Source organism: Parabacteroides sp. AM17-47, assembly GCF_003434625.1.
GTDB classification, from domain to species: Bacteria; Bacteroidota; Bacteroidia; order Bacteroidales; family Tannerellaceae; genus Parabacteroides; species Parabacteroides distasonis.
The window spans coordinates 47928-61858 of record NZ_QTLI01000021.1; the positions used below are offsets into that span (position 1 = coordinate 47928).

Below are 13931 nucleotides of genomic sequence, written 5' to 3' on the forward strand. Positions count from 1 at the left end.
TACAATAAATTGGATCTGTTTTTAACAAGTTAGTCCCCGGAAAAGTTATCGACCAATACCTCCCGATAGGAATTAAATATCTTCGATTTCGACATAAAGCCGATATAATGGCCATTCTCATCGACCACCGGAAGATTCCACGCTTTCGTATCATCAAACGTCTGCATGATCTGATCCATCGGTGTGTTGATTACGATCTTGGCCGGGGCGGAAACCATGAACTTCGATACATGGAAACGATTATACAACTCCGGACGGAACATGATATTCCGGATATTATCCAGCAAGACGATACCCAGCAACACGCCCCGCTCGTCCACGACAGGAAAGGTGTTACGTCCGCTTCGGGAAATGACCTTTACCATATCGCCCAACGTCATCTCCGGAGACACCATCTGGAAATCTTTCTCGATCACGCTATCCGCCCGTAGCAAGGTAAGCACCGCCCTATCCTTATGGTGCGTCAGCAACTCGCCTTTCTGCGCCAAACGCATGGAGTAGATGCTATGAGGCTCGAACATAAGGATCGTGATATAGGAACTGATCGAGACGATCATCAAGGGGAGGAACAAATCATACCCACCCGTCAGCTCGGCAATCAAGAAAACCCCGGTCAAAGGAGCGTGCATCACCCCGGACATAATGCCCGCCATACCCAGCAAAGCGAAATTCTTCTCTGAGATATACATCGTGAACGGGAAATAATTAGACGTATGCGCAAAGATAAAACCGGCGATACAGCCCAGATACAAACTAGGAGCGAAGATACCACCGCAACCCCCTCCGGCATTCGTGGCGCTGGAAGCGAATACCTTCGTAAGCAAGATCAAGGTCAAGAAGATCAAGACCCCGAAATACGTATCGTTCAGATCGTAAAACAAACTCTTGTCCATGATATGCGAGAACTGCCCGTTCAGCAACGAGCCGATCGTATCATAGCCCTCACCATATAGCGGGGGGAACAAGAATATCAAGATACTCAGCATCACGCCGCCCAACATGAACTTCTTCCAATACGTACCCAACTTCCGGTACATCCCTTCCACCTTGTTCATCACACGGGTAAAATAAAGGGATACCAATCCGCAAAAAACACCCAGCAAGAGCACGTAAGGAATACGCTCGATCTCGAATGCCTCGGTCTGAGAGAACTTAAACATCGCCTCGGTACCGGTAAAGATATAAGACATCGTAGCCGCCGTCACCGACGAGATCAGCAAAGGAAGCACGGAAGTCATCGTAAGGTCCAGCATCAATACCTCGATCACGAACACCAACCCGGCGATAGGCGCCTTGAAAATACCGGCGATCGCTCCGGCGGCACCACATCCCACGAGCAACATCAACGTCTTCTGCTCCATCCTGAACACCCGTCCCAGATTAGAACCGATAGCCGCCCCTGTCAATACGATAGGAGCCTCCGCCCCGACCGATCCACCAAAGCCGATCGTCACGGAACTGGCTACGATAGACGTCCATGTATTATGCGGCTTGATACGGCTCTTTCGTTGCGAGATGGCATACAAGATCTTCGTCACCCCATGGCCGATATCGTCACGCACGATATATTTCACGAACAAGCCGGCCAACAAGATACCGATCACCGGATAAAGCAAATAGAGATAGTTCACGCCGTCAGCACTGAAATTACCCGTCAATACATGTTGTATGAAATGGATCAATTGTTTCAATATGATAGCGGCCGCAGCTGTGCAAATTCCCACGATAAAGCTGATAATAAGGATAAAATGCTTCTCCTTGATGCGCTTTTCCCGCCATAACAACAATTTATAGAATAACCCTTCGTTAGCCATTTTAAATACCTTTACCTGTAAACACTGTTTTAACTGTATAAATGAGAATCGTTATGTCCAGAATCAAGGACATATTCTCATAGTATAATATATCATATTCCAAGCGCTCGATCATCTCATCCACGCTGCCGGCATATCCATATTTCACCATACCCAACGAGGTGATTCCCGGACGTACATTATGCAGCAGATAGTAGAAGGGGGCTTTCCTCACGATCCGCTCGATGAAATATTTACGTTCCGGACGGGGGCCAACTAGCGACATATCCCCTTTCAGCACGTTCCAAAACTGCGGTAACTCGTCCAAGCGGTATTTCCGCATCACCCGTCCGAAGGGAGTGATACGGGAATCGTCCTCGGAAGAGAGCAACGGACCTTCTTCCTCGGCGTTCGTATACATCGTACGAAACTTATAGATCATGAAAGGCTCGCCCATGTATCCGATCCGTTCCTGACTGAAAAACACCGGGCCGGGGGAATCCCGCTTCACCCGCCAAGCGATATACAGGAACAAGGGAGATAAGAGCACCAAGAAAATCAGAGATAACATCTTATCCATAAAGAGCTTTACATTCTGCTCGATGGGCAAGAAGTTGTTATCCGTCACGTCCACCAGCGGAACGCCCTTTATCGCCTTGATCTTTACTTGCGATAATGAACTGGATTTATCCGCCAATATCTTGATCGGCCGTTTATAGCAATATAACGAATACAGAATATCCATCAAACGGCTATTATCCACTGTCTCCAAGGCGACAACCAGCTCATCCACCTTTTTCTCCTCTACGATCACCGGCAAAGATTCCAGCCTACCGATCACACGATCTCCGGCGACCCCGCCCTTTTTCTCCGTACCATCGGAGACAAAACCGACGATATTATAACCCAACCCATACAGGTCGTCGGCAATACACGCCGCCTTCTTCCCCGCCCCAATCATCAATACGTTCAACGCCCATTCCCTGCACTTTATCTTCCGTAACCCGGCCTGCGTAATCAATAACCGGGGAATATACGTCAAGACAAACTGTAATCCCCATAAAGAGAAAAACATATCATAATACACATGATAGGAACGGGGCAAGTCATTCAGCACTAAGGCAAAAAACAAGATCACGACACCGATCGACACGCTCCCAAGGGTAGAGAACAACTCAGTAAGCCTCGACTTACCGAACGGTTTATTATAATAACCGGAAAACCAATATAATACGAACCAGAAAAACGGGATCAATAGCTGCCCCTTCAACGAGGGGATATGCAGCAAAAAGGCCCCGACGGTATCAAACCCTTCATACACCGCCACCTCCTCATAACGTATCAGATTAAATAATAACCAGACTACCGACGACGCTATAAAATCCGAGACAATATATTTTCCGGCTTGTACGCTTTTCTTCATCCTTATCTAATTACCTGCACAAGCCCACCGGCTCCTAGCTTGATAATGCCGGACGGAGCGGCCTTGCTCATATCGTCCTGACGATAACTCACGATATAATCCACACCCTCCTTGATCACCTCCGATACCTCGCTGAAATTAGCGGGAGAAGGCTCGCCGCTTACGTTGGCGGAAGTAGAGACCAAAGGTTTGCGGAAGCGCTCGCACAATTTCTTGGAGAACTCCTCGTTCGTGATGCGGATACCCACGCTACCATCGGCTCCCAATAGATTTGTCGCCAAGTTCTTGGCACTTGAGTAAATGATGGTCAACGGCTTATCAGACACGCTAATCAAATCCCAAGCGATATCGGGAACATCCGACACGTACCTATCCAATTTAGCCTCGCTGTCCATCAAGACCAACATAGCCTTATTGTCTGCCCTTCGCTTTAGCTCGTACACTCTTTGTACGGCTTTTTCATTGGTAGCGTCGCAACCAATTCCCCAGATAGTGTCTGTAGGATAAAGTATTATGCCGCCTGCGGCCATTACTTCGCAAGCTTTTTTAATATCTTCCGTCATTGTATTTTATAATATTTAGGCAAATGTACGAATCATTCTCCTACTTCAAAAAAATAATAACAAAAAAACTATTTTCTTTAAGCCATACCGGATATACCATATTTAATTTCTAACTTTACAGGTTGAAATATATTGCGGAAATCTCGCCTTTGTCATACGGTAGATTAAGGATGACAAGGTATCCGTAGTATCAGGCAAGCAAAAAAGAAAAAAACAATATATAATGATTAACAAATGGAACTTTCAAACCCCATCAGAAGAAGAGTTACATAAGAGAGACCAATTGGTGGCTGAATTAGGATTCAGCCCGGTGATCTGTCTCTTGCTCGTTCAACGAGGTATCACTTCGATCGAAGAGGCGAAGAAATTCTTTAAACCCAGCTTGAACGATTTGCACGACCCGTTCCTTATGCCGGATATGGATAAGGCGGTGAGGCGCTTGAACAAAGCCTTGGGGAATAAAGAAAAGATTTTGATCTACGGCGATTACGACGTGGATGGAACGACAGCGGTATCGCTCGTCTTCAAGTATTTAAGACCTTACTCGTCTACCTTGGATTTCTATATCCCAGATCGATACGACGAGGGGTACGGTATCTCTTACAAGGGTATCGATTATGCCGCCGAGAACGGCGTGTCGCTGGTTATCTCGCTGGATTGCGGTATCAAAGCGATCGAGAAGATCGAGTACGCCAAGGAGAAAGGCATCGACTTTATTATTTGCGACCACCATATGCCGGACGCCACTTTGCCGGACGCTGTCGCCGTATTGGATGCCAAGCGCTCGGATTCTATCTATCCGTATGAGCATTTATCGGGTTGCGGAGTGGGATTCAAATTCATGCAGGCGTTCGCCAAGAGCAATAATTTCCCGTTCTCGGATCTGGAGAAGTTGTTGGAACTGACGGCGGTCAGTATCGCCTCGGATATCGTCCCGATTACGGGAGAGAACCGCATCCTCGCCTATTACGGGCTGAAGCAATTGAACAGCAACCCCAGCCTCGGGCTGAAAGGGATCATCGATATCTGCGGATTGACCGGAAAGGAGATCACGATCAGTGATATCGTATTCAAGATCGGTCCCCGTATCAACGCTTCCGGCCGTATGATGAACGGGAAGGAGGCGGTGGAACTGCTACTGTCCAAAGATAGCGCCAGTGCCCGGGAGAAGAGCGAGAGCATCAACCAATATAATGAGGAACGCCGGGAATTGGACAAGAAGATCACCGACGAGGCGAACGCTGTCATCGACGAAGTAGAGAACATGGATGACCGGAAGGCGATCGTGGTGTATAACCCGGGATGGCACAAAGGCGTGATCGGTATCGTAGCGTCCCGTTTGACCGAGAAGTATTACCGTCCGGCGGTCGTTCTTACCAAATCGTCCGAGTTGATCACCGGATCGGCACGTTCCGTAACGGGTTTCGATATTTACAAGGCGATAGAGAGTTGCCGGGATTTATTGGAGAATTTCGGGGGACATACCTACGCCGCCGGGCTTTCCCTTCGGGAGGAGAACCTAGAGGCATTCACCGAGCGTTTCTTGAAGATCGCATCCGAGGAGATCATACCGGAACAGATGATCCCACAGATCGATATCGACGCTATCTTGGATTTGAAAGAGATCAACCAGAAGTTCGTGAACGACCTAAAGAAGATGAGCCCGTTCGGACCGGACAACCAGAAGCCTGTATTCTGCTCGCTTGGCGTAAAGGACTACGGCACCAGTAAGCTCGTGGGTAAGGAACTGGAGCATCTCAAGCTGGAATTGATCGACGGAAACTCAAGCACCCCCATGCACGCCATCGCTTTCGGCATGCACAGGCACAACGACCATATCAAGGGTATGAAGCCTTTCAACATCTGCTACACGGTGGAGGAGAACACCTACAACGGCAACACCTCTATCCAGCTGATGATCAAAGACATCAAACCCGACGATATATGAGGAGGACAGGTGGACGTCTACCATAAGATATTAGAGAAGTATTGGGGATACCCTGCTTTTCGCCCCTTGCAGGAGGATATTATCCATTCCGTCTGTGCCGGAAAAGATACGCTTGGGCTGATGCCTACAGGTGGTGGTAAATCCATCACCTTTCAGGTGCCGGCCTTGGCGATGGAAGGGATTTGCATCGTCGTCACTCCCTTGATCGCCTTGATGAAAGACCAAGTGGAGAACTTACGCCGGGTCGGCATCAAGGCTACGGCTATTTATTCGGGCATGAGCCGGCAAGAGATTATCACGCAACTGGAGAATTGCATCTTCGGAGGGTATAAGTTTTTGTATGTCTCCCCGGAGCGGCTTAGTACGGATATTTTCCGGATCAAGATGGAGGCCATGCAAGTTTGTTTGCTAGTGATCGACGAGAGTCACTGTATCTCGCAATGGGGATATGATTTCCGTCCTTCTTACCTCAATATCGCTGAGATCCGGGACTTATTGCCGGGTGTTCCGGTATTGGCCTTGACCGCCACGGCTACCCCGGAAGTGGTGAATGACATACAAGAGCGTCTGCGGTTCAAGGAGAAGAACGTATTTCAAAAGAGCTTCGCCCGCAAAAATCTGGCTTATATTGTCCGGAAGACGGAAGATAAGTTAAATACACTCGTTTATATATTAGGAAAAGTTCCGGGTACGGCCATCGTATATGTCCGCAATCGGAAACGCACCAAGGAGATCGCCGTCATGCTGCAACAGGCGGGTATCTCCGCCGATTTCTTCCATGCCGGGTTAAACCGTGACGAGAAAGAACTGCGTCAGGCCCGTTGGAAAAACAACGAGTGCCGGGTAATCGTATCGACCAACGCTTTTGGTATGGGCATCGATAAGCCGGACGTGCGATTGGTCGTGCATATGGATATGCCGGGATCGTTGGAGGAATATTATCAAGAGGCCGGACGCGGGGGGCGTGATGAGAAGAAAGCCTTCGCCGTGGCTCTTTGTTCCTCCACGGATAGCGCCAAGCTAAAGAAACGGCTGGCGGATGAGTTTCCGGACAAGGAGTTTATCTACCGGGTCTATGAAGCGTTGGGTAATTATTACCAGATCGCCGTAGGGTACGGGCTAGATACGGTACACGATTTCTCGTTAACGGATTTTTGTTCCGCTTATAAGTTCTCTTTATTGCAAGCACATCATGCCTTGAAGATCCTTGGGTTATCGGGCTATATCGAGTATACGGAGGAGGTGGACAACGCTTCTCGCCTGATGTTCACGGCTACCCGTGACGAGCTTTACAGGTATTTAAGTGAGAACAAGCGAACGGATGAGGTGATTCAGACGATCTTGCGTTCTTACACCGGGTTATTCGCGGATTATGTTTATATAGATGAGAGCGTAATCGCTACCCGTGCGAGAGTGACGCCTCACGAGGTGTATGAGACCTTGGTAGGTTTATCCAGATACCGGATCGTAAACTACATCCCGCATAAGAAAACCCCGTTGATTATCTATACCCAGACCCGGGAGGAACAGCGGTATCTTTCCATACCCCGCTCAGCGTATGAGGAACGGAAGGAGCGTTTCGGGAAACGGATCGAGAAGGTGCTGGAATATATCAACGAGGAACGGGTATGCCGTAGCCGCATGCTCCTATCCTATTTCGGCGAGGAAGATTCCGCCCCTTGTGGCTGTTGCGACATATGCCTATCGAAGCATGAATCACAGCTTATGAATTGGGAATTCAGCGCTATCCGGGAAAGTCTCGTAAAGGTATTGGCCGGGGAATCCCCTATCCCCGTGAAAGAACTTATTGAGAAATTACCTTTCCCTCAAGAGAAAAGCCTCACGGCCATCCGCTTTCTGGCGGATCAAGATCCCCGATTCACATTAAGCGACGGCTATCTATCGCACGAGGATTCAGCAAAATAGCACGATGCCCATCGTAAGCTCCTTAGAATTCCCATTGTTAGCTTGCTAGAATGCCCATCATAAGGAGCTTACAATGGGCATTCTAATAAACCAAGTATCACCGCTTATAATTACTCCGATTAGATACTTGTTTTTCCGTCGGGAAATCAGCGGGAACCTTTTGGGTTACCTTGCCGGTAGCGGCCCATTCCGCACCTCTTAACAAGGTGATCTGGAAGCCGGCGCATTGCATAGCCGGACAATTCTCTACCGTTTCCCCCGCGTGCCCTAGCATCGTATGGAATATACGGGCATTCCCATAATCAACCGTAAAGATCAACGGCTCCTCACGGCCGGAGCCTCCGGTCTCCTTGTCCGAATAAGCGGTATACAAGCAATCCTTTATATTTCCCGGGCCACGCATACGATCATATAACTCATCCTGCGCATGTTTCCATTTATTCGGCAGCCCCTTCATGATCGGATGCTCATGGTTCCGGGCATTCAGCACATACTCATGTTGCTTGCCATGAGAGCCACCCACGCCCGCCGAGCTATCCTTTATCAACTTACCATCGCTCCAATATACATAGGGTCCCGCTTTCTCATCCCGGTTCTCCCAACCGCCCAAGGCACAAATCTTATTGTATTCCGGCCAGTTCACGAAGGCGTTATCAGCGGCATGATAGATCACGACACCACCACCTCCTTGCACATATTCCAAGAAACGAAGGTTTGTCTCTTCCGGCCAAGCATCCCCATTATAATCCAGCACCACCAGCTCGTAAGGACTAAAATCCAAGACAAAGCCGGACATATCCTTCCCCGCCTCCGGAGAGACCGCGAAATCCACGGAGAAGCGTCCCGAGTTCTCCAATATCTGTTTAAGCACCACGTGGCTCACCTGCCAATTATGGTTATTCTGCCCCGTTATTAATAACGTCTTGATCGGCTTACGGGCCGACATGCCACATACAACCAGTAAAGCGGCCAAAAGGAAAACGATCTTCCTACAAAATACATGTCTCATGGTATGAATAAGATTTAAGTAAACTATAAATTATCCGTCTTTATTTAATAACAAAGGGAAGCGGCACCGAATAGCCCCGGATTCTCCAGCTTAGAGAAACGTATCTTCAAGTTCTTGATAGAGTTCGGATAAGCGAAATCCTTCAAGTCCTCATACATGCTCTCCTCAAACAACTCATGGGCGGAGGTCACCGAGCCTCCGAAGACGATCATCTCCGGATCTACCGTCAATACCACGATCTTGATAGCGGCGGCCACATGTACGCCCAACTGCCGATAAGCCTCCAGCGCCTGCTCGTCCTTCCGCATCGCACGGGTGTACATCTCCTTCCCATCCACGCCCCATACGTTCATGAAATAGGAACCGCTACAGAAATATTCCAAGATCTGTCCTTGGTAGGGAATCATGCCAAACTCTCCCGAGCCACAATTAGCGTCGGCCAGCAGCTTGCCTTTCTGGATAATTCCACCCCCCAAGCCTGTACCCAAGGTGAGGCCCACGAAGTTATCAACCGTCTTTCCGTCGCCAAAGATACGCTCACCCAAAGCGAAGCAATTCGCGTCGTTATCCACATAAACCGGCACGGAGAAGCGAGCCTCCAAGATCTCCTTCAAATGTACCTCTTCCCAATGCGGGATATTCACTACGTTATATACGATCCCCTTCTCACGATCCACCACGCTCGGCACACCGATACCGATAGCTACCACGCCCTCGTCCCACACGGAACGGATCACCTCTATCAAAGCCTCCAATGTCTCCCCACAATCCGCGGCGTCCTGGGGAGTCGGGGCGTTCCCCTGAGCCACTAATCGATCCCCTGCGATACGGCCGGCACGCATATTCGTCCCCCCTAAATCCACTCCGATATAAGCGTTTTTCTTGACTACACTCATTCTTTTCACGATATTAATTAGATTATACTCCCACAAAGCTAACAAAAAAGGCAATGCTACGAATAACATTGCCTTTTAAACTGGTAAATTTAATACATCTATGCTTTTTATTTTCCCCGGCGTCAACTCCATCCAGCACGTATACCGACATCGCCTCACGCCTACGTTCGCATAGGCCTACGTCGATATACGTGTGAGGCAATGCCGGTATACGTGTAAGACGGCACCATTATAACTACCGCATCAAGCGAAGAACAAGATCAATAATTGCGCCGTAAGCACCCGCAAAAACATGGTCAATGGGTATACCGTTGCGTAACCTACGGAAGGAGCGTCGTTTCCAGCCGTAGCGTTCGAGTAAGCCAAAGCGGGCGGATCCGTCGTACTACCGGCGATCAAGCCCATTAAGGTGAAATAATTGATCTTATAGAAATAGCGGCCTACACAACCGATGATCAGTAAAGGAACCGTCGTGATAATGAAACCGTAACCGATCCAAGCGAATCCGCCGTTGTTCACGATCGTATCCACAAAACCATCGCCGGCGCTGATACCCACGCAAGCGAGGAAGAGGGTGATACCGATCTCACGCAACATCAAGTTAGCGCTCTGGGTCGTATAGGTAACCAGCTTATAACGGTAACCAAAACGGCTAATCAAGATCGCCACGATCAGCGGACCTCCCGCCAAACCTAACTTAACCGGTTGCGGAATGCCCGGGAACGTAATAGGAATACTACCCAAAACAATACCGAGGGCAATGCCGATAAAGATCGTGATCAAATTCGGCTCGTTCAAGCGCTTCATGGAGTTACCCAATACCTTCTCCACATTCGAGACAGCGGTTTCGGTACCCACCACATTCACACGGTCACCCACTTGCAACGTCAGGCCCGGCGTAGCGACCAAGTCCACGCCCGCACGGTTGATACGGGTGATATTGATGCCATATAATTTACGCAGTTTCAACTGCCCCAGCTTCTTGCCGTTCAACTCTGGTTTCGTGATCAAGATACGGCGGTTGATAAACTGGCTCTCCATACGAATCCATTGCTTGCGCTCCATATCGATCTCCTCGCCGATGAATGTCTTTACGGACTCGGCATCTTGATCTGTCGTGATCACGAAAATCTTATCATCCTCATTCAAGATCGTACCGGCGGAAGCGATCTCGATCTGCTTGTTATCATTACGCCATACACGGGAAATCACGAAATCCAGATGATCCATCAAACCGGATAACTCCCCTACCGTCTTACCGAAAACCGCAGGGTTCTTTACGACCAGCGAGATCGGTTTCGCCTCATTCGTATGCGAGGCATCCTCCTTATTCAAATCGTCATTCTCCTTATCGAAATTCACACGGAATACGTAACGTACGAAAATGATCGAAAGAATAATACCGATCACGCCCAGCGGATAAGCCACGGCGTAACCCAAGGCGATCGTATTATCAGAAACCCCGTACATATCGGAATAAGCCTGCTGAGCCGCACCTAATCCGGGGGTATTCGTCACCGCCCCCGATAAAATACCCACCATCGTAGGCATCGGAATACCTGTCACGAAATGCAATACCAAAGCCGTAGCCACGCCAAGGAAGACAATTCCACAGGCTAGCATATTCAACGTGATTCCCCCCTGCCTAAAAGACGAGAAGAAACCCGGCCCGACTTGCATACCTACCGAATAAACAAATAAGATCAATCCAAATTCCTTAAAGAAATGAATCACATTGTGGTTAACCGTAAACCCAAAATGCCCTAAAATAATACCTACAAACAACACCAAGGTAATCCCAAGCGAAATCCCAAACACCTTTATCTTTCCCAACTGAATGCCGGCGGCAATCACGAAAGATAGTAAAAGGATAGAATGCCCGATACCTTCTCCCCATAATAAATCGTTTATCCAATCCATGCTAAAATCTTTAAAAATCTTATTACCTATTAATAAAGACGCGAAGTTAGGCATTTACTTTGTGTTTTACAACATAACACCTATATTTACCTTTTAAATTAAAATCTCATGAAAAAGATATATTACATTTTATCAGCATTGTTCCTTTGCGTGGTAGCCACCTCGGCGCAAGAAGCTGGAAAAACGGTAGTTATTAAAACCAATGTAGGTACTATGAAGGCCATCCTGTACGATGATGTGCCTAATCACACCCGTACTTTTATCGAACGGGCGAAACGGGGGGATTTCAACGGGACCTTATTCACCCGTGTCCTGCCGGAGTTTATGATCCAAGGAGGAGCCCCGGATTCCAAGAACGCTCCCGCCGGTGCCAAATGCGGCTTTGGCGATCCTTCCGCCGAGATCCTGCCCGAGATCAACGAGAAATATTTCCATAAGAAAGGAGCCTTGGCCGCTCCCCGCCAACCGGACGATGTCAACCCGCAAAAGAAATCGGACATGTCGCAATTCTTTATCGTGCAGGGGAAGGTCTATAGGGAAACCGAACTGGATACGTTAGAGCGTACCGCCAACTATCCGGCCCGGCAAAAGGCCCTGAAGGAGTTTTACGCACCGGTCCGTGCCGAGTTGAATATGATAAAGATGAGTAACAAACGGGAATACCAGAAGCGATTGAGAATGATCAACGCCCAGATAGACTCCGTTATTCAAGCAACTCCCGGGCATTTGCTATTTACGGACGAGCAACGGAAGGCTTATACCACCGTAGGCGGTTGCCATCATCTGGACGGCACTTATACGATCTTCGGGGAGCTGACGGAGGGGTTCGACGTTCTGGATCAGATCGCCACCCAGCCGAAAGACCAGAATGACCGTCCGAAGAAAGACATCCGCATCCAAAATATAACGATCGAATAATTCACCACTCCTATGTTAAAGAGAGATTTCATCATGGTACAGATCGAGGAACTGGGCAAAGTGATCGCCCAGATCATCTTCAATCGTAATTCCAACGATGGGGCACGCAAGAACCCCGAGTTAATCCAATCCGTCTACACATCCTTAAAACTGGATAACGATTTCTTGCTGAACACGCCTATCGACGGCATCCGCACTTATCTGGACGGTGATGACTCGTGTGGCCTCCAACGCATGGAACTGGCGACCAAGACCTTGCTGGAAGAAAGTTTCCTTTTGCCGGAGGCGCAAGGTAAAAAACTCCGGGCAAGAGCGAAAGAGCTATTGGAATATATCCAACGCAACGACACTACGTTCTCATTGGAACGAGTGGCGTTGCTGGAAGAGATAAATAACTATTGAATTGATTGCGGATCGGTGGTAGGGCCTTCCACGACTAGAAGGCCCTTCTCATCGATTCGCATTTTATCGATGAATACGACCCGCTCATCCCCTGTCTTCTGGGTACGCCCGTGATAAACGCAATACATTTGTTTTCCGTCCTTCGACCAAGTAACGCTATTATGTCCGGTACCCGTGACGATACCGCCTTTTTCCACGTTCTTCTCCAGCACCGGATTATTAGATGCCTTCTCAAACGGTCCTAACGGATGTTCGGACACGGCATATCCCACCGCATAATTTGCCCCGCCAAAATAATTAGCGGAATACATCATATAATACAAGCCGTTGTGACGTAGCATGAAAGAGCCTTCCGTCCAACGACGTCCGACCTCCCCTTTGGTAACCGAGCGACTTTCCCATTCACTTTGCGCATCATCCAATTTTACGGGTGGACGCAGCAGAAGTACGGGTTCCCCAATTACGTGCGTAAGATCCTGAGCGACCTCCACCCCGTAAATCCAGCTTTCCTCAACGGAGTCGAACATGCCTTTCTTCTTTGCCTCATCGGCGATCTCGCTTTCTACCGGATGCTTATAGCAACAACGGGAATAATAGAGATAGGTACGGCCATCCTCATCCTCGATCAAGTTTCCGTCGATTACAGGATATCCCGGATCGAACAAAGGAGCATCGGCCAATTCCTTAAATGGTCCGGTCGGCTTATCCGACACAGCTACGCCGATACGGAAATTTTCCTCCTCGTTGGTCGGATTGTTCCGCCAATCCGCACTGAAGAACATATAGAACTTCCCGTCACGCTCGTACACTTCCGGCGCCCAGAAATTAGCGATTACCCAAGAATCGGGCGTATTGCCCCGATAAACCTGCCCTTCCGGTTTCCAATGGATCAAATCATCGGAAGAATAGGCGCAAAAACCGTCTACAGCGCCGGCACCGGTACCATACATATAATAACGTCCGTCCGAGGCCAACAATACGTATGGATCACCAAACTGGACCGACAAAGGATTACTGTATGACAATACCTCATCCTTATCCTCCGAAGCAGCTTTCTTTCCCGTACAACTAACATTAAATAACACCAAGATGCCCAAACAAAGAGACATCCAACTTCTCTTGATAAACTTCAT

Annotated in this window: 11 protein-coding genes; 4 read left to right on the forward strand and 7 right to left on the reverse strand. The window is 48.6% G+C overall.

The genetic code is table 11. The features are described 5' to 3' along the window. Positions 1 to 29 precede the first annotated feature (29 nt). Genes DW205_RS16810 through DW205_RS16820 form a run of 3 tightly spaced genes read right to left on the reverse strand, consistent with a single transcriptional unit; the run spans position 30 to position 3779 of the window. Positions 30 to 1814, reverse strand: a complete 1785-nt coding sequence (locus DW205_RS16810) for a chloride channel protein (protein ID WP_005858223.1) — start codon at positions 1812 to 1814, stop codon at positions 30 to 32. A gap of 1 nt (position 1815) precedes the next feature. Then, on the reverse strand, positions 1816 to 3216 hold the full coding sequence (locus DW205_RS16815) for a sugar transferase (RefSeq protein WP_005866194.1): 1401 nt from the start codon (positions 3214 to 3216) through the stop codon (positions 1816 to 1818). A 2-nt stretch (positions 3217 to 3218) separates the two neighbouring features. After that, positions 3219 to 3779, reverse strand: a complete 561-nt coding sequence (locus tag DW205_RS16820) for an L-threonylcarbamoyladenylate synthase (protein ID WP_008774182.1) — start codon at positions 3777 to 3779, stop codon at positions 3219 to 3221. 223 nt (positions 3780 to 4002) lie between these two features. Between DW205_RS16820 and recJ the strand changes: the two genes are divergently transcribed. Further along, positions 4003 to 5727, forward strand: coding sequence for a single-stranded-DNA-specific exonuclease RecJ (recJ, locus tag DW205_RS16825; RefSeq protein ID WP_005866190.1), 1725 nt, complete (start codon positions 4003 to 4005; stop codon positions 5725 to 5727). Positions 5728 to 5736: 9 nt separating this feature from the next. After that, positions 5737 to 7653: an ATP-dependent DNA helicase RecQ gene (locus tag DW205_RS16830; protein WP_008778114.1), complete on the forward strand. Its 1917-nt coding sequence runs from the start codon at positions 5737 to 5739 to the stop codon at positions 7651 to 7653. A gap of 97 nt (positions 7654 to 7750) precedes the next feature. Here the strand turns inward: DW205_RS16830 and DW205_RS16835 are convergent, their stop codons facing one another. The 3 genes from DW205_RS16835 to DW205_RS16845 form a co-directional block, all read right to left on the reverse strand. Beyond that, positions 7751 to 8662, reverse strand: a complete 912-nt coding sequence (locus tag DW205_RS16835; protein WP_005866187.1) for a ThuA domain-containing protein — start codon at positions 8660 to 8662, stop codon at positions 7751 to 7753. A 44-nt stretch (positions 8663 to 8706) separates the two neighbouring features. After that, positions 8707 to 9558 (reverse strand): ROK family protein, encoded by an 852-nt coding sequence (locus DW205_RS16840; protein WP_034530414.1) that lies wholly within the window; start codon positions 9556 to 9558, stop codon positions 8707 to 8709. Between the two features lie 243 nt (positions 9559 to 9801). Then, on the reverse strand, positions 9802 to 11478 hold the full coding sequence (locus DW205_RS16845) for a putative transporter (RefSeq protein WP_008778112.1): 1677 nt from the start codon (positions 11476 to 11478) through the stop codon (positions 9802 to 9804). 108 nt (positions 11479 to 11586) lie between these two features. On the opposite strand from DW205_RS16845, the gene DW205_RS16850 reads away from it, so the two are divergent. Together DW205_RS16850 and DW205_RS16855 are read left to right on the forward strand one after the other, a co-directional pair. After that, the gene (locus tag DW205_RS16850; protein WP_005866181.1) at positions 11587 to 12396 is read left to right on the forward strand and encodes a peptidylprolyl isomerase; all 810 of its coding nucleotides are present in this window, start codon (positions 11587 to 11589) and stop codon (positions 12394 to 12396) included. 12 nt (positions 12397 to 12408) lie between these two features. Beyond that, positions 12409 to 12798 carry a hypothetical protein gene (locus DW205_RS16855; RefSeq protein WP_005866180.1) on the forward strand — a complete coding sequence of 130 codons (390 nt, stop codon included), beginning with the start codon at positions 12409 to 12411 and terminating at the stop codon, positions 12796 to 12798. On the opposite strand, the gene DW205_RS16860 is transcribed toward DW205_RS16855, so the two are convergent. Continuing rightward, positions 12792 to 13931, reverse strand: coding sequence for a glycoside hydrolase family 43 protein (locus DW205_RS16860; protein ID WP_121963121.1), 1140 nt, complete (start codon positions 13929 to 13931; stop codon positions 12792 to 12794). The genes DW205_RS16855 and DW205_RS16860 overlap by 7 nt on opposite strands.

Bases quoted from the DNA above. Each gene is read 5' to 3' on its own strand.
- recJ (WP_005866190.1), top strand. From the start codon at position 4,003: ATGATTAACAAATGGAACTTTCAAACCCCATCAGAAGAAGAGTTACAT.
- DW205_RS16815 (WP_005866194.1), bottom strand. From the start codon at position 3,216: ATGAAGAAAAGCGTACAAGCCGGAAAATATATTGTCTCGGATTTTATA.
- DW205_RS16820 (WP_008774182.1), bottom strand. From the start codon at position 3,779: ATGACGGAAGATATTAAAAAAGCTTGCGAAGTAATGGCCGCAGGCGGC.
- DW205_RS16850 (WP_005866181.1), top strand. From the start codon at position 11,587: ATGAAAAAGATATATTACATTTTATCAGCATTGTTCCTTTGCGTGGTA.
- DW205_RS16810 (WP_005858223.1), bottom strand. From the start codon at position 1,814: ATGGCTAACGAAGGGTTATTCTATAAATTGTTGTTATGGCGGGAAAAG.
- DW205_RS16845 (WP_008778112.1), bottom strand. From the start codon at position 11,478: ATGGATTGGATAAACGATTTATTATGGGGAGAAGGTATCGGGCATTCT.
- DW205_RS16835 (WP_005866187.1), bottom strand. From the start codon at position 8,662: ATGAGACATGTATTTTGTAGGAAGATCGTTTTCCTTTTGGCCGCTTTA.
- DW205_RS16855 (WP_005866180.1), top strand. From the start codon at position 12,409: ATGTTAAAGAGAGATTTCATCATGGTACAGATCGAGGAACTGGGCAAA.
- DW205_RS16860 (WP_121963121.1), bottom strand. From the start codon at position 13,931: ATGAAGTTTATCAAGAGAAGTTGGATGTCTCTTTGTTTGGGCATCTTG.
- DW205_RS16840 (WP_034530414.1), bottom strand. From the start codon at position 9,558: ATGAGTGTAGTCAAGAAAAACGCTTATATCGGAGTGGATTTAGGGGGG.